Here is a 20,297-nt window from a genome sequence, read left to right as displayed (position 1 = left end):
CACTTGCGTCACCGAACCGCAAGTGAACGCAAGCCGCGCAAATTCTTGCGCGGCTTGCGTCGGATTCCTACACGGTGGGTCCGGGTTCCGCACGGGCGAAGAAGGCGGCCAGCTCGTGGGGGTTCTTGGTGTAGACGTCGATCTTCCGCACCAGCCCGTCCTCGACGTCGTGGATCTCGACCATGGTCAGCGCGAACCGCTCACCGGTCGTGTGCGCGGTGAGCGTGCCGGTGAGCACTCCGACGACGCCGGCCGGCCCCTCGAAGACCTCGGCCTTCGTGATGGCGACCGCCGCGTGGCGCATCATCTCGCCCAGGACCGACCGCACGAACACCTCACGGCCCTGGTGCACACCGCCGTAGGGCAGGGGGGCCGGCTCGTCGACGACCACCTCGGGGGCGAGGCGCGCCAGGACACCCGCCACATCGCCCCGGCCCAACGCCTCGTACAGGCCGCCCACCACGTCGGTGGCGGTCTCGGTCGCCGTCCTGGTCCGGTCGCTGTCCATCGCGTATCCCCTCGGGTCCTCTCGGTGCCCCGACGGGTTCGGGGCACACCCCATGCAACCCCTGCCGGCGGTCACGGAGGAGCCCCTGCCGTGAGGGGTACCGGCAGGGACCCCCATTCCGCACCGCGCCTGCCTACGCTGGCCGCATGGACAACCGGGACGCGGTCAGCGCCTTCCTCCGCTCACGCCGCGAGAAGATCACCCCGGAGCAGGCGGGGCTTCCGGTCTACGGCCGGCGGCGGGTGCCCGGACTGCGCCGGGGCGAGGTCGCCGCGCTCGCCGGGGTGAGCGTCGAGTACTACACACGCCTGGAACGCGGCAGCCTGAGAGGAGTCTCCGACAGTGTGCTGGACGCGCTCGCCCACGCGTTGCGGCTCGACGACACCGAGCGCACGTACCTCTACGACCTCGCCCGCGCCGCCGGACCGGCCCCCGGCGCCCGGCCACGGCAGCGGACGGTCCGGCAGACGGTGCGTCCGAGCGTGCTGCGGATCCTGGAAGGCATGCCGGGGCTGCCGGCGTACGTGATGAACGACCGGCTCGACACCCTGGCCGCCAACGAGTTGGGCCGGGCCCTGTACGCGCCGATGTACGCCGACCCGGCCTGCCGGGGCAACGTCGCCCGGTTCGCGTTCCTCAACTCCGAGGCCAGGCGGTTCTACAAGGACTGGGAGCTGATGGCGCGCTTCGCGGTGGGTGCGCTGCGCGTCGAGGCGGGCAGGAACCCCTACGACCCCGAGCTGTCCCACCTGATCGGTGAACTGTCCACCCGCAGCGACCCGTTCCGGGTCATGTGGGGATCGCACGACGTCCATGTGTTCCGCCGGAGCACCAAGCGGCTGGTCCATCCCCTGGTCGGCGACCTCGAACTCGACCAGGAGACCATGGCCTTGCCCGACGAGAGCGGCCTGAGCGTGGTCGTCTACAGCGCGCGCCGGGACACGCCCGCCGAGGACGCCCTCACCCTCCTCGCCGGCTGGGGCGCCGGCACCAGGCAGGACCGGGCGGCGGACTCCGCCGGCAGCCCTCCGTCCGCGCGGCCCTGACCTCTCCCGGAAGCCGGGCTGTGCACAGCGCACGCTCCAAGCCGACTACCGGCGGCCGACGTCGCGGGGCTCCTCGGGCGGCCGCCACGGCGCGCCGGCCCCACGCGCCGTCCGGCTCGGCGCCAGACCCGAAGAGTTGTCGACTTCGCAGGTCAACAGTCATATTCTGACGCGCCATCGGCTATCCGCAGGACACCGCGGCATCTGAGAATGCCGTCTGCTCCCCGGACGGCGGCCATCCTTCGTTCACGTGTCCGTCGCCGCGGACCGGCTTGCTGTGGAGCGAAGTTATATAGACAACTTTGCTCACCTGGGCGTCGTCACGACGGCGTCCGGGGCGGAGAGGACCCAACACCGTGCAACCCCTCTCACAGGTCGCCGAGGCCGGAAGCAGCATCAGCATCGGCTCCCCGACGTCCCCGCACCGCGGCGACAGAGTGACCTTCGACTGGGCCACCGACGCGCCCGGTCCCAAGAACTGGATCGGCGTCTACGACGGTGACCGGCAGCCCGGCAGCGGCGGTGGCTCGCTCGTCTGGGCGTACGTCCCCGGCACCTCCGGGCAGATCACCCTCGACGCCTCCGGGCTCGGCGCCGGGCCGTACACCGCCTACCTGCTGGCCGATGACGGCTACGACGTCCTCGCCCGGACGGCGCCCTTCACCTTCGCCGGGACGGCCACCGGCGACTCGATCGAACTGACGACGCCGGATCCGCACGAGGGCGACAAGGTCTCCTTCCACTGGACGACCGCCACGCCCGACGCGAAGAACTGGATCGGCGTCTACGACGGCGGCCGGCGGCCCGGCAACGGCTCCTCCCTCAGCTGGGCGTACACCCCCGCCGCCACCGGTGACATCACGCTCGACACCTCCGGTCTCGCCGCCGGGCAGTACACCGGCTATCTGCTGGCCAAGGACGGCTACGACGTCCTCGCCCGGACCGAGCCGTTCAGCTTCGCGGTCCGCCCGGTGATCCCCCGTCCGCACGCGGCCGTGGACGCCGTGACCACCGCCGCGCAGACCGCGGGCACGTCCTTCTCGGTGTCCCTGGGCGGCCTGTGGATCAGACCGGAGGGCAATGCCGCGGGGAGCCCGTCCTTCCGGCGCACGTCCGGTGACGCGTGGCTGTCGGTGACCGCGGACGGCACCGTCAGCGGCAGGGTCCCCGCCCTCGGACGGCGCACGACCGGCCGGGTGGTGGTCTCCGTCACCGACAGCGCCGTGGGCGGTGACACCGTGACCGTCCAGGTGCCGGTACGCGGCTCCCGGGACCGGCTCCGGCTCAAGGTGGCCACGCTGAACCTCTGGGACGGCGGCAGCCACGTCGAGGGGTTCCTGGAGAAGCAGGTGCGGCTGGTTCTCACCCAGGACCTGGACGTCGTCACGCTGCAGGAATGCGGTGCCAAGGGTGCCACCGACCTCGCCGCGGCGCTCGGCTGGCACGCGCACCAGGCCGGTGGGCTCGGCATCGTGAGCCGGCATCCGCTCACCGACGCCGTGGCCCCGACCGCCGCGCTGCCCGCCGCCGCGGCGACGCTGCGCCTGCCCGGCGACCGCGCGGTGCGGGTGTGGGCGGCCCAGTTGGACGAGGCCGGCTACGGCCCCTACGCGCTGCTGGCGGGCAGGACCGCCGCGCAGGTCGAGGCCTCGGAGCGGGAGACGGCACGTTACGCGCAGGCCAGGGCGCTGGTGGCGGCGATGCGGCCGGACCTCGCGTCCCGTACCCCCGTCGTGCTGGCCGCCGGTCTCGCCTCGCCCTCGCACCACGACTGGACGGACCGGACCACGTCCACGCACCAGGGTGCCGGCCGGGTGCGCTGGCCGGTCACCGAGGTCCTGGAGGCGGCGGGTCTGACCGATGCCTACCGCGAGGTCCACTCCAGCCCGGTGCGGGCCCCCGGCATCACCTGGTCCCCCGTCAGACCGCGGCGCGAGGACGGCGGTGCGGAACCGCAGGACCGGATCGACCAGATCCAGTACGCGGGCAAGCTGCGGGTGCTGGAGGCCCACAGCCTGGTCACCGGCTGGCCGCGGCCGGTGCCGGACACCGCCGCGAACGGCTGGCCCTCCGACCACGCGGCCGCCGTCGTCACCTTCTCCCTGTCCCGTCGCGGCTGACCCGAACGACCCGAAGGAATTCATCCCATGACCGAGATCAGCCGCCGCACGTTCATCGGCACCACCGCCGCCACGGCCGCCGTCGCCGCCACCGCCGGGCTGCCCGGCACCGCGGAGGCGGCCGGGCGCGACACGCGCGGCAGCATCGCCGACGTCAGACATGTGGTGATCCTGATGCAGGAGAACCGCAGCTTCGACCACTACTTCGGCACCCTGAACGGCGTCCGGGGCTTCGGCGACCGGCAGGCCAGCGTGCTGGCGAACGGCGACCCGGTGTTCCGCCAGCCCGACCGGGGCCGCAAGGAGGGCTATCTGCTGCCCTTCCGCATGGACACCACCAAGTACAACGCGCAGAACGCCGGGGGTCTCCCGCACGACTGGGACACCGGGCACACCGCCGTCGACGGCGGCGCCATGGACAAGTGGGTGTCCGCCAAGGGCGAGCGGACCATGGGGTACTTCACCCGCGAGGACATCCCCTACCAGTACGCGCTGGCCGACGCCTTCACCCTCTGCGACGGCTACCACTGTTCGCTCAACGGCCCCACCGACCCCAACCGCCTCTACCTGTGGACCGGCACCGCGGGCCCCGGCGTCGACGGCACCACGGGCCCGTGGACCGACAACACCCCGGTCACCGACAACCCGGTGGCGGACTGGACGACGTACGCCGAACGCCTGGAGCAGGCCGGCGTCACCTGGCGCGTGTACCACAACCCCGACGGCTCCGACGACCGGTACGGCGACTACGACGACAACGCGCTGTCGTACTTCAGGCAGTTCCACGCGTTCCCCAAGGACGACCCGCGCTACGTCAACGCGATGACGAAGTTCGACCTCACGGCGTTCGACCGGCACTGCAAGGACGGCACCCTGCCCACCGTCTCCTGGCTGGTGGCGCCGTACCTGTTCTGCGAACACCCGGCGGCCAGCCCCGACTACGGCGCGCACTGGGTGAACACCGCGCTCCAGTCGCTGTTCGCCAACCCCGAGGTGTGGAAGCACACCGTCTTCCTGCTCATGTACGACGAGAACGACGGGTACTTCGACCACGTCGTCCCGCCGTCCCCCGAGCCGGGCACCAAGGACGAGTTCGCGGACGGCAAGCCGATCGGGCTGGGCAGCCGGGTGCCGCTGTGGGCGGTCTCGCCGTGGTCCCGCGGCGGCTGGGTCAACTCGCAGGTCTTCGACCACACGTCGGTGCTGCGGTTCCTGGAGCAGGTCACCGGGGTGCGCGAGCCCAACATCTCCGACTGGCGGCGCACCGTCTGCGGCGACCTCACCAGCTGCTTCGACTTCACCCGCCCCGACTACAGCATCCCGAGACTGCCGGACACCGTCGCGCTGATGGCGAAGGCCGACGCGGCCGGCGCGCTGCCCGCGGTGCGGATACCCGACCAGCAGTCCATGCCCGTGCAGGAGCCCGGGCAGCGTCCGCACCGTCCGCTGCCGTACCGCCCGTGGGCCGATGTCACCGTCGACCGCACCACCGGCAAGGTCACCTGCACGCTCACCAACGACGGCACCGTCGGCTTCCACTTCACCGTGCTGCCGAACGTCGAACCGCCCTTCACCGGTGTGCCGTTCACGGTTCCGCCGCACTCCTCGCGCACCTACGTGTGGGATGCCGCCGCGACCGACGGCCGCTACGACTTCTCGGTGCACGGCGCGGACGGGTTCGTCCGCCGCTTCGCCGGGACGGTGGTGCGCGACGGCCAGGACGACGTGGCGGTGCCGTCCGTCCTTGCCGCACTGACGCACACGACACGCCCCCAGGACGCCAGGATCGAACTGGAGCTGCGCAACGGCGGCGGCACCGAGGTGGCGTTCACCGTCACGCCGAACGACTTCGCCGGCACGGAGCAGACCGTGTGGGTCAAGGCGGGCGGCGACTCCCGGCTGACCTGGCACACCGACGAGGGCCGCTACGACATCACCGTCACCGCGGCGACCGGGACGCGGTTCGCCCAGCGGTACGCGGGGACCGTGCACGCGGTCTGAGCCGCGCGCGAAGTGGCCGGGCCCGGCCCGCGGAGCGGTCCGGGCCCGGCCCTGTTCCCCGAACGGCTCAGGCCGGCGGGTGGAGCGCGGCGATGCCGGTCAGGACGAAGTCGATCCCGGCGAGGAACTGCTCGCGGTCGTCGTGCCCGTGCATCTGGTCGGCGACGGCCCGGGTGAACGGGTAGTCGTCGGGGTCGAGCTCCTTCCACGCCGTCGCGACCGCGCCGAGGAACTCCGCGCGGTCCGTGTCGGGGCCGGGGGCCGCGGCGTTCACGGCGTTCTGGCCGGCGGCGCCGAGGATGTAGTGCAGCAGCGCCGAGGTCGCCGTGAACCAGCTGCTCTCGGGCACGCCGAGCGCGCGGACCTGGCGGCCGATGCTTTCGAAGATCCGCGCCGTCACCGTCCCCCAGGGGCTGCGGGAGAGCTGCACGGCGAGCTGGGTGGCCAGCCAGGGATGTTCCTCCATCGCCCCGGACAGTCCCAGCGCGACGGCACGGATCCCGTCCTCGGGCGATCCCTCGGGGTCGTCGGGGCCGGCCGCGAGGGCCGAGGCCACGACACCCTCGGTGGCGGCGGCCAGCAGCTCCTCCTTGTTCGCCACGTGCCAGTAGACCGCTCCGGGGCCGGTGGCGAGGCGTTCGGTGAGCGCCCGGAAGGTCAGCCCGCCGGCACCGGCCGCATCGAGCAGTTCGACGGCCGCCTCGACGATGCGCTCCCGGGAGAGCGCCTCCGTGCGCCGCTGTGACCGGCGTGTCCGCGTTGCCATGGCTCATCTTGACATATCTGGAGCACCGTTCCAGCATGGAGCATCGTTCCATCATGGAACGGCGTACCAGAGGGCGACGGAGGAGAGCCGCCATGCGCACTCACGTCACGATCATCGGCGCCGGACTCGGCGGCCTCACGCTCGCCCGGGTCCTGCACACGCACGGAATCCCGGCCACCGTCTACGAGGCGGAGGCGTCCGCGGCGGCACGGACCCAGGGCGGGCTGCTCGACATCCATGAGCACAACGGCCAGCCGGCACTTGCCGCCGCGGGGCTGACCGAGGAGTTCCGCGCTCTCGTCCTGGAGGGCGCGGAGGCGACCCGGGCCCTCGCCCCGGACGGCACGGTCCTGTACGACGAACCCGACGACGGCACCGGCGGCCGCCCCGAGGTGCTGCGCGGAGAGCTGCGGCGGATCCTGCTCGAATCGCTCCCCGCCGGCACCGTCCGCTGGGGCCACAGGGCCGCCGGTGTCCGGGCCCTCGGCGACGGGCGCCACGAGGTGACCTTCACCGACGGCGGCTCCGTCACCACGGACCTGCTGGTCGGCGCGGACGGCGCGTGGTCACGGGTCCGGCCGCTGCTGTCCGACGCGGTGCCCGCCTACACCGGCACGTCGTTCGTCGAGACCTGCCTCTTCGACGCCGACACCCGGCACCCGGCCACCGCCGAGGCGGTCGGCGGCGGCGGCATGTTCGCGCTCGCGCCCGGGAAGGGCATCCAGGCCCACCGGGAGAACGGCGGGACCCTGCACACCTATGTGGCACTCCGCAGGACCCAGGAGTGGTTCGCCGGAATCGACTTCACCGACGCCTCGGGGGCGGCCGCCCGGATCGCGGCGGAGTTCGAGGGCTGGGCGCCGGAACTCACCGCGCTGATCACCGACGGCGACACCGCGCCGGTCCTGCGCCCCCTGCACACCCTGCCCGCCGGGCACCGCTGGGAGCGGGTGCCGGGAGTGACACTGCTCGGCGACGCCGCCCACCTCATGATCCCCAACGGCGAGGGCGCCAACCTCGCCATGCACGACGGCGCCGAACTCGGCAGGGCCCTGGCCGCGCACCCCGGCGACCCCGGGGCCGCGCTCGCCGCGTACGAACCGGCCATGTTCTCCCGCGGCGCCGAGGAGGCCGCCGACGCCACCCAGCTGCACGAACTGATGTTCGGCGACGACGCGCCGCACGGCCTCATCGCCATGTTCGCCGGAGCCCGGCCGGTGTCCTGAGCCGCCCGCCCGTGGACGGGCGGGGCCCGTGCAGCCGGTCGGGCCCCTCGGTCCGCTCCCCGAGTGGCGGCACCGGCCCGCTGGGACCAGGCTGGATGCCGGACAGCCCGGCCGTACCGCGCCGTCCCGAATCCTCGGGCGCCGGGCGCACGGTGTTTGCCCGGCACACGCAGGGTCACCCGCCCAGGAGGAGTACGAAGACTCCGGAAGCGAACGACGCGAGCACATCCGTACGGCACCCTCCCGGGCACGGCCACGGGTGGGACGGCCGGTCCCGGCACAGCGCGGGGACCGGCACGTCACTGCTTTGTACGGAGAAAGGCAGAGTCATGACGGAGATACCACCCCTCACCACCACCGACTCCGGTGCCCCCGTCGAGAGTGACGAGCACTCGCTGACCGTGGGGCCCGGAGGACCGGTCCTGCTGCAGGACGCCTATCTGATCGAGCAGATGGCGCAGTTCAACCGGGAGCGCATTCCCGAGCGCCAACCGCACGCCAAGGGGAGCGGCGCGTTCGGTCACTTCGAGGTGACCGAGGACGTCAGCGCCTTCACCATGGCCGGCCTCTTCCAGCCCGGCACCCGCACCGACCTGGTCATACGTTTCTCGACGGTCGCCGGTGAGCGGGGCAGCCCCGACACCTGGCGCGACCCTCGCGGCTTCGCGGTGAAGTTCTACACCAGCGAGGGCAACTACGACATGGTCGGCAACAACACGCCGGTGTTCTTCATCAAGGACCCGATGAAGTTCCAGCACTTCATCCGGTCCCAGAAGCGCCGGGCGGACAGCAACCTGCGCGACCACGACATGCAGTGGGACTTCTGGACGCTCTCTCCGGAATCCGCCCACCAGGTCACCTGGCTGATGGGTGACCGGGGCATCCCGCGGAGCTGGCGCCACATGAACGGCTACACCTCCCACACCTACATGTGGATCAACGCCAAGGGTGAGCGGTTCTGGGTGAAGTACCACTTCAAGACCGACCAGGGGATCGAGTTCTTCACCCAGCACGAGGCCGACCAGATGGCAGCCGTCGACACCGACTACCACACACGCGACCTCTTCGAGCACATCCGGGACGGCGAGTTCCCGAGCTGGACCCTGTACGTGCAGCTCATGCCGTACGCGGACGCCGCGGGCTACCGGTTCAACCCGTTCGACCTCACCAAGGTGTGGCCGCACAGCGACTACCCGCTGGTCCCGGTCGGCCGGATGACGCTGGACCGCAATCCGACCGACAACCACGCCGAGATCGAGCAGGCGGCCTTCCAGCCGAACAACTTCGTCCCCGGCATCGGGCCCAGCCCGGACCGCATGCTGCTGGCGCGGCTGTTCTCCTACGCGGACGCCCACCGGCACCGGATCGGCGCCAACTACCAGCAGCTTCCGGTGAACGCGCCCGTCGTCGACGTCCACACGTACTCCAAGGACGGGGCGATGGCCTACCGGAAGACGTCCGATCCGGTGTACGCCCCGAACTCCAAGGGCGGCCCCAAGGCCGACCCCGCCCGGTTCGGCCCGCCGCCCACCTGGACGGCGGACGGTGAGATCACCCGCGCCGCCTACGTCTCCCACCCCGAGGACGACGACTGGGGGCAGCCCGGCACGATGGTCCGGGAGGTAATGGACGACGCCGCCCGGGACCGCCTGGTCGACAACGTCGTCGGGCACCTCCTCAACGGCGTGAGCGAACCGGTCCTGCAGCGTGCCTTCACGTACTGGTCGAACATCGACGAGACGATCGGCAAGCGCATCGCCGACGGCGTACGGGCCAAGGCCGACGAGAAGGACCCCAAGGCCGCCGAACAGGGCAACCCCGCCCGGAGTTCCCTGCAGCACAAGGCCTGATCCCGTCCGAGGGAACGGACCCACCCGGAACACCAACCCGCGCCACGGGCCGAGCGATCCGCTTGGCCCGTGGCGCCGTTGCGAACACCCGGACCGCACCAACGGATATGAATGATCACCGCAGGCCGGACGGAGGCGTGGGGCAGGTCCTGCGCAAGGCTCCCTCCTTCCGGCGCAGCCTGCACATGAGGTCCTCGCGGACCTGCCGGGGATGTTTGATCGGATGTTTCACTGGAGCGAATTCCATGACGGGTTGCGAACTTCCCGCACGAGAACCGGCTGCCCTCGAACGTCTGATTGACATGCGCGAAGTGTGCTCCCGCAATGTCCACCTAAGGGGATTCCCCACACCCCGACAGCAGTCCACGCTTCCGAACTTGGTCTGAACCAAAAAGGAAACAAATATTGACGCGGCCGAACAGGGGTCGTAGGTTCCGGGCCGTGCCGACCCCACTCCGGTCTCGAAGGGACGTGCCATGCGTGGTGCCCTGTCCGTCTGGAATGTCATGAACTCACCAAACTTAGCGACCGGGCCGCGGACATGGCGGGCGCGGGCCCTCGCCGTGCTGGCCTCCCTCGGGCTCGCTCTCGGGCTGCTGGTCGGGGTGCCGGCCGTGTCGCAGGCCGCGGGCTCGCTGCCCTGTGACATCTACGCCGCGGCCGGCACCCCGTGCGTGGCCGCGCACAGCGTCACCCGCGCACTGCTCTCCTCCTACGCCGGCCCGCTGTACCAGGTGACCCGTGTCTCGGACGGCGCCACCGCCGACATCGGGCTGCTGGCGCCGGGCGGGTACGCCGACGCGGCCGCCCAGGACGCCTTCTGCGCGAACAGCGGGGGCTGCCTGATCACGAAGATCTACGACCAGAGCGGCCGGCACAACGACCTGAAGCCGGGTCCGGCCGGTACCGCCGGCATGGGCGACGACCGGGGCGCCGACGCCTCGGAGATCGCCGTCACCGCGGGCGGCCACAAGGTCTACGGCGTCTGGATCTCCCCGGGCGTCGGCTACCGCTACACCGGGGTCGCCTCCGGGGTCGCGGTGGACGGCCGGCCGGAGGGCGCCTACATGGTGGCCAGCGGCACCCATGTCGGTTCCGCCTGCTGCTTCGACTACGGCAACGCGGAGAGCACCCCGGCCGACACCGGCAACGGGCACATGGACGCGGTGTCGATCGCCACCACCTGCTATTTCGCCCCGTGCACCGGGACGGGCCCCTGGGTCGAGGCCGACCTGGAGAACGGCATGTTCCAGGGGGACAACGGCTCCAACACCGCCAACCAGGGCAACAGGAGCACCTTCGTCACCGCGGTCCTGAAGAACAACGGACAGACCCGGTACGCGCTCAAGGGCGGCAACTCACAGGCCGGCGCGCTCACCACCTGGTGGGACGGCGCGTTGCCCACCCGCGGCGGCTACCAGCCCATGCACCAGGAGGGCGGGATCATCCTGGGCATCGGCGGCGACAACAGCAACTGGAACCGGGGCACCTTCTTCGAGGGCGTCATGGTCTCCGGCTATCCCACCGACGCCGCCGAGAACGCCGTCCAGGCGAACATCGTCTCCGTCGGCTACGGCGGACAGACGGACGTGCCGAACGGTCCGCAGGGGACCGTCACCGGCCCCGGCGGCAAGTGCGTGGACGTGGCCGCCGACGACACCGGCGCCAACGGGGCCGCCGTACAGCTGTGGGACTGCCAGACGTACGCCGAGGACCAGCACTGGACGCACAACCCGGACGGTTCGCTGTCCACGCTCGGGCGGTGCCTGGACATCGAGAACAACGGCACGGCGAACGGCGCCAGGCTGGAGCTGTGGGACTGCAACGGGGTCGGCGGCCAGAAATGGGTCCAGCAGGCCGACGGCTCCCTCCTCAACCCCCAGTCCGGACGCTGCCTCGACTCCCCCAGCGGCGCCACCGCCAACGGCACCCGCCTGCAGATCTGGGACTGCAACGGCTCCGGTGCGCAGAAGTTCGCGGTGAACGGCGGCGGCCCGGTCAAGGGGCCGGGCGGTAAGTGCGTCGACGTCACCGCCGACGACACCGGCGCCAACGGGGCCGCCGTACAGCTGTGGGACTGCCAGACGTACGCGGTGGACCAGCACTGGTACCACGGCTCCGACAACTCGCTGAAGACACTGGGGCGGTGCCTGGACGTCGAGAACAACGGCATGGCGAACGGCGCCAGGCTGGAGCTGTGGGACTGCAACGGCGTCGGCGGCCAGAAATGGGTCCAGCAGGCCGACGGCTCCCTCCTCAACCCCCAGTCCGGACGCTGCCTCGACTCCCCCAGCGGCGCCACCGCCAACGGCACCCGCCTGCAGATCTGGGACTGCAACGGCTCCGGTGCGCAGAAGTTCAGTCTGAGCTGAGCCGACCGCGGGCGCAGGTCAGGGGCCTCTTCCCGGCCATGGCGGACTCCCGTCGCAGGGTGTCACCCATGCCACTGGGGGAAGAGGCCGCTGCCAGGGCCGGACCGCCTCCCGCCGCCCTGGTCACCGGCCGGCGCCGCACGGAATGCGGGCGCCGTCACCGGATGTGAGACTGCTGATCCCCGATGCCCGCGGGCGCCGCTCCGAGAACACAAGGAGGCGAGGGCACGTGGTGACGTCGGATTCCGGTGACGACGCGCTGCAGGAGTTCCTGGCCGACGCCGTCAGCAAGACCGAGGACCTCGCCCCCGCCCTGTCCCGCTGCGCCAGGGCTCTCGGGCTCCATCACGCCGTCGCCTACCTCGCCGATCTCCAGCAGCGGCATCTGGTCCCGCTCACGGACGTGGCCCCGGTCCTGCCCATCGACGACTCGCTGGCGGGATGGACGTACCGTACGCAGTCGCTGCGGGTCGAGCCGTCCGGGAGCGGCATGATGACCGCCTGGTTCCCGCTCATCGACGGCGCCGAGCGGCTGGGCGTCCTGGCCGTGCACACGCCCGCCCTCTCCGCCGCCGCGCTGACCCGCGGCAGGGCACTGGCCACCCTGGTGGCGATGATGGTCACCTCCCGGCGCGCCTACAAGGACTCCTTCGTCCGGCGCACCCGCACCGAACGGATGCGGCTGCCGTCCGAACTGCTCCGCGCGTTCCTGCCACCGCGGACCATCGGGGACGCCCGCGTCGTCTCCACGGCCGTCCTCGAACCCGCCTACGAGATCGGCGGCGACGCCTTCGACCACGCGCTGACCGATGCGACGCTGCATGCGAGCGTCCTCGACTCCATGGGGCACAACCTCGCCTCCGGACTCACCAGTGCCCTCTCGCTGGCGGCCTGCCGCAACGCCCGCCGGGTCGGTGCCGACCTGCCGGAGCAGGTGCGGACCGTCGACGAGGCGCTCGCCGAATGGCTGCCGGACCAGTTCTCCACAGCCGTCCTGACCCAGCTCGACCTCGACACGGGCGTGCTGCGGTGGTGCAACTGCGGGCACCCCTCCCCGCTCCTCATCCGCGACCAGCAACTGCTGACCGACGCCCTGGCACGTGATCCGGATCCTCCGCTGGGGCTGCCGCATCTGCTGGCCGGCCGCGAGCGCCGGATCCACGAGGCGGCGCTGCGGCCCGGCGACCGGGTCCTGCTCTACACCGACGGAGTCACCGAGGCCCGCATGCCGGACGGGGAGTTGTTCGGGCTCAGGCGGTTCGCCGACTACGTCATCCGGGCCACCGCCGCCGGGGAACTGGCTCCGGAGACCCTGCGGCGGCTGATCCACTCGATCCTCGACGCGGAGACCAGCCGGCTGAAGGACGACGCGACGATCGTGCTCCTCGAATGGCAGCCGCCTCCGGCCGACGGGAGCGCGGCCGGATAGACGACCGTGCCCCCGGACTCCGGCGCGCCCGGTCGCGGGTCATGCGCCTGGCGGTGCATGTCTGGCGGGAGACCTGCGCCTCCCGCAGCGTGGAGGCACACGGCCGGTGGCACGAAGCCGGCGGAGAGGTGGGACACATGGACGGGGAGGCGGCCGTGGCGAGGATCGTCGTGGGGGTCGACGGTTCACCGGCCTCGTACGCCGCCCTGCGCTGGGCCGTCCGCTACGCCGGTCTCGTCGGCGGCGCCGTGGAGGCGATCGCCGCCTGGGAGCTGCCGGGGCTGCAGAACTGGTCCGGGCCCGCCGTGGACATGGACTTCGACGCGGACGAGGCCCGGCAGCGGATGCGGCAGGAGCTGACCGGAGTGCTGGGCCCGGACTCCGCCGGTCAGGTCACCGCGCACCTGGTGCACGGCAACGCCGCGGACGTCCTGCTGCGAGCCGCGCAGGGCGCCGAGGCGCTGGTCGTCGGCAGCAGGGGGCGCGGCGGGTTCGCCCGCGCCCTGCTCGGTTCCGTCAGCCAGCACGTGTCCCAGCACGCCTCCTGCCCGGTGGTGATCGTGCGCTCCGAACCGTCCTGACCCGGTGGCTACTGGTTGCTGAAGGCGGCGTCGAAGGACGCCTTCGGCACGGGCCACAGCAGCGAGCGGACGAAGGTCACCGCCTCCGCGGCCCCGTGCAGGCGGTCCATGCCCGCGTCCTCCCATTCGACGGAGATGGGTCCGTCGTAGCCGATGGACTCCAGGGCGCGGAAGGCGTCCTCCCAGGGGACGTCGCCGTGACCGGTGGAGACGAAGTCCCAGCCCCGGCGCGGATCGCCCCACGCCTGGTGGGAGCCGAGGACGCCGGCCCGGCCGTTGCGCGGGCGCAGCCGGGTGTCCTTGCAGTCGACGTGGTAGATGCGGTCCTTGAAGTCGGTGATGAACCCGACCGGGTCGATGTTCTGCCACATCATGTGGCTGGGGTCCCAGTTGAAGCCGAAGGCCTCACGGTGACCGATCGCCTCCAGTGTCCGGACGCTGGTCCAGTAGTCGTACGCGATCTCACCGGGGTGCACCTCGTGGGCGAAGCGCACTCCCTCCGCGTCGAACACGTCGAGGATCGGGTTCCAGCGGGTGGCGAAGTCCTCGTACCCGGCCTCGATGACGGCGGCCGGCACCGGCGGGAACATGGCGACGTAGGGCCAGATGGCGGAGCCGGTGAAACCGACGACGGTGTTCACGCCCAGCTTGCGGGCGACCCGCGCGGCGCGCTTCATGTCCTCGGCGGCCCGCTGCCGTACTCCTTCGGCGTCTCCGTCGCCCCACACGTACGGGCGCAGGATCGCCCGGTGGCGGAAGTCGATGGGCGCGTCGCAGACGGCCTGTCCCGCCAGGTGGTTGGAGATGGCGTGGACCGTGAGCCCGTGCCGGTCCAGGATCTCCAGGCGGGATGCCGCGTAGGCGTCGTCCTCGTCGGCGCGCCTGAGGTCGAGGTGGTCGCCCGAAGCGGCGATCTCAAGGCCGTCGTAGCCCCACTCGGCGGCGAGGCGGGCGACCTCCTCGAAGGGGAGGTCGGCCCACTGACCGGTGAACAGGGTGACGGGGTGGGTGGCTGCGGTCATGTGCGGTCCTCCGTCGCGGGTGCGGTCTCGATCCAGGTGCCGCGGCCGGCGGCGGAGGCCAGCACGGCCTCGGTGAGCCGTGCCGCGCGCAGTCCGTCGGCGAACGTCGGCATGCCCTCGGGGTTCGCGCCCTGCACGGCGTCGTAGACGTCGGTGACGAACGCCGTGAAGGCGTCCTGGTATCCGAGGGCGTGGCCGGGGGGCAGTACCGACACTCGGGCCGAGTCGGGGGCGGCGGTGTCCGGGTCGCGCAGCACCAGCCGCGATCCGTCCCGTGCGCCGATCCACAGTTCTTCGGGGCGTTCCTGTTCGAAGCGCACGCTCCGCCGGGTGCCGTGGAGTTCCAGGGTGAGGCTGTTCTTGCGGCCGGGGGCGAGCTGGCTGACGAGCAGGGTGCCCAGTGCCCCGTTGCCGAGTTCGACGAGGAGGGCGGCCGTGTCCTCGTTGGTGACGCGGACGCCGCCGCGCTCGGGGAAGACGGTGCGGGTGCGGGCGGCCAGCCGGTGGATGCGCTGTCCGGAGACGAACTCGACGAGGTCGCAGAGGTGGGAGCCGATGTCGGCGAAGGCACGGGAGGCGCCGCCCGCCTCCGGGTGGGCCCGCCAGTTGGTGTCCTCCGGGTCGAGGAGCCAGTCCTGGAGGTAGCCGGCGTCCAGGGTGAGAACGGTGCCGAGCTGTCCGTCCGCCACGAGGGCGCGGGCCTGGCGGGCCATCGGGTGGTAGCGGTAGACGAAGGGGACCGCCGCCACCCGGTCGGCCTCCCGCGCGGCCCGGACCAGCCGTTCGGCGTCCGCCACGGTGGTGGCCAGGGGCTTCTCGCAGATGACGTGCGCGCCCGCGGCCAGCGCCGCCAGGGTGTGTTCGGTGTGCAGGCGGTTGGGGCTGCACACATGGACGACGTCGAGGTCACCGGCGGCCATGAGGCTGCGGACGTCCGGTGCGGAGCGTTCGACACCGAGGGTCTCGGCGGCCCGCTGGGCGCGTTCGGAGGTCGAGCTCGCCAGAGCGGTCAGGTGGCCGCGGGCGGCCCGGCTGGCCCGGGTGTGCACGGCGGCCATGAAGCCGCCGCCGATGAACCCGGCACGCGGAGGCCGCTTCACAGGGTGGCTCCGTAGGGGTCCCGGTCCTCGGGGACGAGCGGTATCTCACCGGCCGAGCTGGCGACCTGGACCGTCTCGCCGGAGGTGACGGACTCGTCGATGGAGATCATGGTGTCCAGGACGTGGTAGCCGAGGTCGCCGGAGGCGATGTGCGGGGCCTGGCCGCGGATGGCCCGGGCCATGTCCAGAACGCCCAGTCCGCGTCCGGCCTCGATGCCGACCGGCGTGACCGTCTCCCATACGGGATCCTTGCCGCGTTGCTGGACCCGGGTGATCCGCACCTCGCCCGCGAAGGTGTTGGGGTCGGGCAGCACCAGTGTGCCCTCGGTGCCGGTGATCTCGACGAACCCGGTGCGGGTGAGCGGGGAGTCGAAACTGAACACGCTCTGGCCGACGCCGCCGTTCTCGAACTGGGCGAGCGCGGACACATGGGTGGGGACGGCGACGGCGAACTCGGTGCCCATCCGGTGGCCGCTCCGGACCGTGCGCACCGTCCGGGCGGTGGAGCCGACCGCGGCGACCCGGCCGACCGAGCCGAACAGGCAGACCAGGGCGGTGATGTAGTAGGGCCCCATGTCGAAGAGGGGCCCGGCGCCCTTGGCGAACAGGAACTCGGGGTCGGGGTGCCACAGATCGGGTCCCGCGTACTGCATGACGGTCTGGGCGGACAGCGGGGTGCCGATGTCCCCGCGGGTGACGGCCCGCAGGGCGGTCTGGAGTCCGGGGCCGAGCACGGTGTCGGGGGCGACGCCGACCCGCAGCCCGGCCGCCTCCGCCCGGTCGAGCAGGGCGCGGGCGTCGCCCCGGTCGACGGCGATGGGCTTCTCGGACCAGACGTGCTTGCCCGCGGCGACGATCGCCGAGCTGACCTCGGCGTGGACGGCGGGGACGGTGAGGTTGACGACGATGTCGACGTCCCGGTGGGCGAGGACGTCCGCGGCGGTGCCCCACTCCTCGATCCCGTACTTGCGGGCCTGGGTCTCGGCGCGCCCGGTGTCGAGGTCGCCCACGACGGCGACGCGAAGGTCGGGGAACTGGGTGAGGTTGGTCAGGTACTGGTCGCTGATGTTGCCGGCGCCGATGAGGCCGACGCCGACCGGGTGCTGTGCGGCCATCAGGCGACGCCCTTCCCGTTGAGGTAGGCGACGCCCGCCGCGACGCCTTCGAAGATGTCACCGTCGTAGTGGTCGAACTCGATGATCGCGTACTCGGCGTCCGGGGCGGCGGCCAGCGAGGCGTCGAGCGGTATCTCTCCCCGGCCTGCCGGGACCTGGCGGGTGTCGGCGGCGTCGAAGGGGGCGCCGGAGGTGAACGGGTCCTCGATGACCGGGCCGTCCTTCACGTGCAGGGCGCGCACCCGGGAGCCCAGCCGGTTCAGCAGCGACACGACGTCGTAGCCGCCGGCCGAGGCCCAGAACAGGTCTATCTCCAGGGCGACTTCCGGCGCCAGCAGGTCGGCGAAGCGGTCGAAGGCGTTGACGCCGGCGACGGTGTGGACGAACTCCTGCGAGTGGTTGTGGTAGCCGACGCGCAGCCCGTGGTCGGCGGCGCGTTTCGCGGCCTCGTTCAGCAGCCCGGCGGTACGGGCGATCTCCGTCTCGTCGGCCCACCGGTCGGCGGCGACGAACGGGTCGAAGAGAATCTCCACGCCCAGTCGCCGGGCGGCCCGGAAGGTCTCGTCGAGGGTGGGTGCGGGTGCCCCCTCGGCGGTGGCGCGTTCCGGGGAGAGGAAGCCGGCGTGTCCGGTCGGGGCGGACAGGCCGTGCCGGGCGAGTGCGTCGGCCAGTTCACCGGCGCGCCGCACGAAGCCGAAGGCCTCGACGTTCCTCAGGCCCAGGGCGGCGAGGCGGCCCAGGGCCGCGTCTTCGTCGGCTTCCAGAGCGTGGCGGACGGAGTAGAGCTGCACCGACAACCGTGGTGTCGACATGTTGGACTCCTCTCGGGGCGGACGGCCGCACAACAGAATACCGACAGGGGTGCTGGTTTCTAGAGGGCGTCTAACATTTCCGTATGGCAAAGGCGACCGCTCGGCAGGGGACGGCCCCACGGAACTACCCCAAGGGGGAGCGCCGGCGCGCCCAGATCATCGAGGCCGCGTTCACCGCGTTCGGGCAGGTCGGCTACCGCAACGCGAGCATGGTCCAGCTCGCCGCGGCCTGCGACGTGTCGCGCGCCGGGCTGCTCCACCACTTCCCGACGAAGGAGTCGCTGCTCGAAGCGGTCCTGGAGGAACGGGAACGCCAGGACGACGCGCACTTCTTCGGGTCGGGCGCGGTCAACCGCGACGGCCTGGAGTACTTCGCCAGCATGATCCGGCTGCTCGCGCACAATCAGGCCAACCCGCTGATCGTGAGCCTGTTCGCCGTGCTGTCCAGCGAGGCGACCGCGGCGGACCACCCGGCGCGTCCGTATTTCGTCGCACGCTACGAACGCACCCGCCGGCAGATGCAGTTGGCCGTCGACGACCTGGTGCGACGCGGTCTGCTGCGCCCGCACGTGGACGCGTCGGGGCTGGCTGCGGACCTGATCGCGTTCATCGACGGCCTGCAGATCCAGTGGCTGCTCAGCCCGGACGCCATCGACATGCCGGACCACCTGCGCAAGCTGCTGCGCGGCCTCATCAGCGTCGAACTGCCCTAGCCCCGGCGGTTCGCCCGACGGTGGGAACGCGCGGGTCGGTTCGGGGCGATGGCGGTCCCGGAGGAGTCGTAGAGGTTGACGAAGCCGGCGGCGTCCTGGGCAGGCTGGTCAAGGCCGCCGCGAGTACGACCAGATGCTCGCCCATCTCCATGAGAAGGGCCCGCACGCCAGCATCCTGGCCGTCGGCAGGACTGGTCGGTGCGCTCGCAGCCGTCGCGGGGGACTTCGAAGGTGTCACCTGCGGCCGGGATGACCCCGGCGGTGCAGTAATCGCCCAGGGCAACCCACTGGAAGCCCGCCCGCGGCGGCCCGTTGCGCGCCGACGACTCGTGCGGGGGCCAGGGCGGCGGGAGCGGCGGCGGAGCCGACCAGGGTCAGACGGGTACGGAAGCTTGCCACGATCCTCCGGGGACAGGGACTTTGGCGTCACTTCGACCCCACGAAGCCCGTCACTCCACGCACGAGATCCAGCGCGGACGGTAACCACCGGGACCGAGAAGTGCAGGGCCCAGCCGGGATCGCGGATCACCCGAGCCGTGACGCGCGGGTACTCACCGATCATGCTCACGGCCGGAGATCGGGCGAGAGCACTGACTACGGGCGCCCGACGGGCCCGTCTCGCTCCCCCGTCTCGATCAACCCGGTTCACGCGCGTTCAAGCACCTGGTGACGGGCTCCGCCGACAGGCAGGACGGAAGACCTGCGACCGGTCAGCCCATGAAGATGCTGTGCGTGCCGGGCACCTGCACTGCCAGCCCCGGAGGAATGATCTGGATGGGCCCGTCCGCGCAGCCCGGGACGTTGTGGACGAAGGCGGGTGTGTCCGTGAAGTTGAGGACGGTCGAGAGATGAGTTATCTCGAAGCAGCCCCTCGGGTTGTCGTGATGGACTCCGTCGATCGCGAGGAACCCGTTCGCGGCGAAGGCGGAGCCAGGAACGGCGAGTGCGAGTACTCCGGCGGCGGCGAGGGTGGCGAGTGTCGAGCCGATGCGACGCATGACGAACCTCCCGGCTTGGCAGGCCGGCACATCCCGGCCTTGTAACCGACCGTACGCAAGCGTGTACGTATCGCATCCGGGCGTCCCCCAAACGGGCGACTTCGGCGTTCGGCGCAACCGCCGGTCGGCCGGCGGCATGGGCGGAGCCGTGTGTTCCAAGGCCCGCCCTGGACGGCTCCGCCCGCATGTGGATCAGCGCGATTCCCTCGCACGACCCGGATTCGGCACGTGGTCCCGGACGTCGACCAGATGTCCGCCGACCCGTCCGAGCGCATGGTCTGTGTGCTGTTGAGCCGGGTGCACGAAGGCGAGGCCGGCGTGTTCCACCTGCAGCCCGACGATCTCCGGGCCCGGTACGACCGGGCCGGAGACCGGCTCCTCGTCTCCCTGCCGGCCCACCGCAGGACCCTCGCCGCCGATCTCGGCGAACATCCCCACGCCGTGAGGGGAGTTCCTCGCCGCGCTCCCGCCCGATGCCTCGCACGACGACCGTGTCGTCCTGCTGAGCCGCGAGACCGTCACCCGACTTCGTGCCCGCAGAGCGGGAGGGTCATCGGCAGCCCGTCGCCCTGACCGACCACAGCGGCGGGCCGGTCACCCCGACGGAGCCGATCTCCCTCTGCGGGAGGCAGGAGGCG

The 20,297-nt window shown here is 71.7% G+C and carries 17 protein-coding genes; 9 read left to right on the top strand and 8 right to left on the bottom strand.

Features of this window, described 5'->3' with window-relative positions; all coding sequences use genetic code 11:
• Positions 1–67 precede the first annotated feature (67 nt).
• Positions 68–508, bottom strand: coding sequence for a nuclear transport factor 2 family protein (locus tag ACZ4O3_RS37685; protein ID WP_467726701.1), 441 nt, complete (start codon positions 506–508; stop codon positions 68–70).
• A 146-nt stretch (positions 509–654) separates the two neighbouring features.
• Here ACZ4O3_RS37685 and ACZ4O3_RS37680 point away from each other — a divergent pair, with 146 nt between their 5' ends.
• The 3 genes from ACZ4O3_RS37680 to ACZ4O3_RS37670 all read left to right on the top strand — a co-directional run bounded on the left by ACZ4O3_RS37680 (position 655) and on the right by ACZ4O3_RS37670 (position 5,675).
• Positions 655–1,554 (top strand): helix-turn-helix transcriptional regulator, encoded by a 900-nt coding sequence (locus ACZ4O3_RS37680; RefSeq protein WP_467726699.1) that lies wholly within the window; start codon positions 655–657, stop codon positions 1,552–1,554.
• A gap of 356 nt (positions 1,555–1,910) precedes the next feature.
• Positions 1,911–3,674 carry an endonuclease/exonuclease/phosphatase family protein gene (locus tag ACZ4O3_RS37675; RefSeq protein ID WP_467726698.1) on the top strand — a complete coding sequence of 588 codons (1,764 nt, stop codon included), beginning with the start codon at positions 1,911–1,913 and terminating at the stop codon, positions 3,672–3,674.
• 27 nt (positions 3,675–3,701) lie between these two features.
• On the top strand, positions 3,702–5,675 hold the full coding sequence (locus tag ACZ4O3_RS37670; protein ID WP_362731225.1) for a phosphocholine-specific phospholipase C: 1,974 nt from the start codon (positions 3,702–3,704) through the stop codon (positions 5,673–5,675).
• A gap of 67 nt (positions 5,676–5,742) precedes the next feature.
• Here ACZ4O3_RS37670 and ACZ4O3_RS37665 read toward each other — a convergent pair whose 3' ends face one another.
• On the bottom strand, positions 5,743–6,441 hold the full coding sequence (locus ACZ4O3_RS37665; RefSeq protein ID WP_467726696.1) for a TetR family transcriptional regulator: 699 nt from the start codon (positions 6,439–6,441) through the stop codon (positions 5,743–5,745).
• Positions 6,442–6,533: 92 nt separating this feature from the next.
• Between ACZ4O3_RS37665 and ACZ4O3_RS37660 the strand changes: the two genes are divergently transcribed.
• The 5 genes from ACZ4O3_RS37660 (at position 6,534) to ACZ4O3_RS37640 (ending at position 13,899) form a co-directional block, all read left to right on the top strand.
• Positions 6,534–7,667, top strand: a complete 1,134-nt coding sequence (locus tag ACZ4O3_RS37660; protein ID WP_467726694.1) for an FAD-dependent oxidoreductase — start codon at positions 6,534–6,536, stop codon at positions 7,665–7,667.
• Between the two features lie 329 nt (positions 7,668–7,996).
• Positions 7,997–9,517, top strand: coding sequence for a catalase (locus ACZ4O3_RS37655; protein ID WP_467726692.1), 1,521 nt, complete (start codon positions 7,997–7,999; stop codon positions 9,515–9,517).
• Between the two features lie 506 nt (positions 9,518–10,023).
• Positions 10,024–11,889, top strand: a complete 1,866-nt coding sequence (locus ACZ4O3_RS37650; RefSeq protein WP_467726690.1) for an arabinofuranosidase catalytic domain-containing protein — start codon at positions 10,024–10,026, stop codon at positions 11,887–11,889.
• A gap of 229 nt (positions 11,890–12,118) precedes the next feature.
• Positions 12,119–13,318 (top strand): PP2C family protein-serine/threonine phosphatase, encoded by a 1,200-nt coding sequence (locus ACZ4O3_RS37645; RefSeq protein ID WP_362715136.1) that lies wholly within the window; start codon positions 12,119–12,121, stop codon positions 13,316–13,318.
• A 137-nt stretch (positions 13,319–13,455) separates the two neighbouring features.
• Positions 13,456–13,899 carry a universal stress protein gene (locus ACZ4O3_RS37640; RefSeq protein ID WP_467726688.1) on the top strand — a complete coding sequence of 148 codons (444 nt, stop codon included), beginning with the start codon at positions 13,456–13,458 and terminating at the stop codon, positions 13,897–13,899.
• Between the two features lie 8 nt (positions 13,900–13,907).
• Here the strand turns inward: ACZ4O3_RS37640 and ACZ4O3_RS37635 are convergent, their stop codons facing one another.
• From ACZ4O3_RS37635 to ACZ4O3_RS37620, 4 genes are read right to left on the bottom strand one after another with little or no spacing between them, the layout of a single operon-like run.
• Positions 13,908–14,921, bottom strand: coding sequence for a sugar phosphate isomerase/epimerase family protein (locus ACZ4O3_RS37635; protein ID WP_467726686.1), 1,014 nt, complete (start codon positions 14,919–14,921; stop codon positions 13,908–13,910).
• Entirely contained in the window at positions 14,918–16,021 is a 1,104-nt protein-coding gene (locus tag ACZ4O3_RS37630; protein WP_362715145.1) for a Gfo/Idh/MocA family protein, read from the bottom strand. The genes ACZ4O3_RS37635 and ACZ4O3_RS37630 overlap by 4 nt, the downstream gene beginning before the upstream one ends.
• Positions 16,018–17,136 carry a Gfo/Idh/MocA family protein gene (locus tag ACZ4O3_RS37625; protein ID WP_362715148.1) on the bottom strand — a complete coding sequence of 373 codons (1,119 nt, stop codon included), beginning with the start codon at positions 17,134–17,136 and terminating at the stop codon, positions 16,018–16,020. The genes ACZ4O3_RS37630 and ACZ4O3_RS37625 overlap by 4 nt, the downstream gene beginning before the upstream one ends.
• Positions 17,136–17,948 (bottom strand): sugar phosphate isomerase/epimerase family protein, encoded by an 813-nt coding sequence (locus tag ACZ4O3_RS37620; protein ID WP_362715151.1) that lies wholly within the window; start codon positions 17,946–17,948, stop codon positions 17,136–17,138. The genes ACZ4O3_RS37625 and ACZ4O3_RS37620 overlap by 1 nt, the downstream gene beginning before the upstream one ends.
• An 83-nt stretch (positions 17,949–18,031) precedes the next feature.
• Between ACZ4O3_RS37620 and ACZ4O3_RS37615 the strand changes: the two genes are divergently transcribed.
• On the top strand, positions 18,032–18,661 hold the full coding sequence (locus ACZ4O3_RS37615; protein ID WP_362715154.1) for a TetR/AcrR family transcriptional regulator: 630 nt from the start codon (positions 18,032–18,034) through the stop codon (positions 18,659–18,661).
• Positions 18,662–19,371: 710 nt separating this feature from the next.
• On the opposite strand, the gene ACZ4O3_RS37610 is transcribed toward ACZ4O3_RS37615, so the two are convergent.
• Positions 19,372–19,659 carry a hypothetical protein gene (locus tag ACZ4O3_RS37610; protein ID WP_362715157.1) on the bottom strand — a complete coding sequence of 96 codons (288 nt, stop codon included), beginning with the start codon at positions 19,657–19,659 and terminating at the stop codon, positions 19,372–19,374.
• Positions 19,660–19,851: 192 nt separating this feature from the next.
• Entirely contained in the window at positions 19,852–20,097 is a 246-nt protein-coding gene (locus tag ACZ4O3_RS37605; protein WP_362715160.1) for a hypothetical protein, read from the bottom strand.
• Between the last annotated feature and the right edge of the window lie 200 nt (positions 20,098–20,297).

This window comes from Streptomyces sp. NPDC026515 (assembly GCF_055567595.1).
The sequence above is the reverse complement of the archived record's forward strand: the minus strand, read 5'-3'. Positions and strand labels throughout refer to the sequence as shown.

Coding starts and splice junctions, on each gene's coding strand:
- ACZ4O3_RS37685 (WP_467726701.1), bottom strand. CDS start 508: ATGGACAGCGACCGGACCAGGACGGCGACCGAGACCGCCACCGACGTG.
- ACZ4O3_RS37680 (WP_467726699.1), top strand. CDS start 655: ATGGACAACCGGGACGCGGTCAGCGCCTTCCTCCGCTCACGCCGCGAG.
- ACZ4O3_RS37670 (WP_362731225.1), top strand. CDS start 3,702: ATGACCGAGATCAGCCGCCGCACGTTCATCGGCACCACCGCCGCCACG.
- ACZ4O3_RS37665 (WP_467726696.1), bottom strand. CDS start 6,441: ATGGCAACGCGGACACGCCGGTCACAGCGGCGCACGGAGGCGCTCTCC.
- ACZ4O3_RS37660 (WP_467726694.1), top strand. CDS start 6,534: ATGCGCACTCACGTCACGATCATCGGCGCCGGACTCGGCGGCCTCACG.
- ACZ4O3_RS37655 (WP_467726692.1), top strand. CDS start 7,997: ATGACGGAGATACCACCCCTCACCACCACCGACTCCGGTGCCCCCGTC.
- ACZ4O3_RS37650 (WP_467726690.1), top strand. CDS start 10,024: ATGAACTCACCAAACTTAGCGACCGGGCCGCGGACATGGCGGGCGCGG.
- ACZ4O3_RS37640 (WP_467726688.1), top strand. CDS start 13,456: ATGGACGGGGAGGCGGCCGTGGCGAGGATCGTCGTGGGGGTCGACGGT.
- ACZ4O3_RS37635 (WP_467726686.1), bottom strand. CDS start 14,921: ATGACCGCAGCCACCCACCCCGTCACCCTGTTCACCGGTCAGTGGGCC.
- ACZ4O3_RS37625 (WP_362715148.1), bottom strand. CDS start 17,136: ATGGCCGCACAGCACCCGGTCGGCGTCGGCCTCATCGGCGCCGGCAAC.
- ACZ4O3_RS37620 (WP_362715151.1), bottom strand. CDS start 17,948: ATGTCGACACCACGGTTGTCGGTGCAGCTCTACTCCGTCCGCCACGCT.
- ACZ4O3_RS37615 (WP_362715154.1), top strand. CDS start 18,032: ATGGCAAAGGCGACCGCTCGGCAGGGGACGGCCCCACGGAACTACCCC.
- ACZ4O3_RS37610 (WP_362715157.1), bottom strand. CDS start 19,659: ATGCGTCGCATCGGCTCGACACTCGCCACCCTCGCCGCCGCCGGAGTA.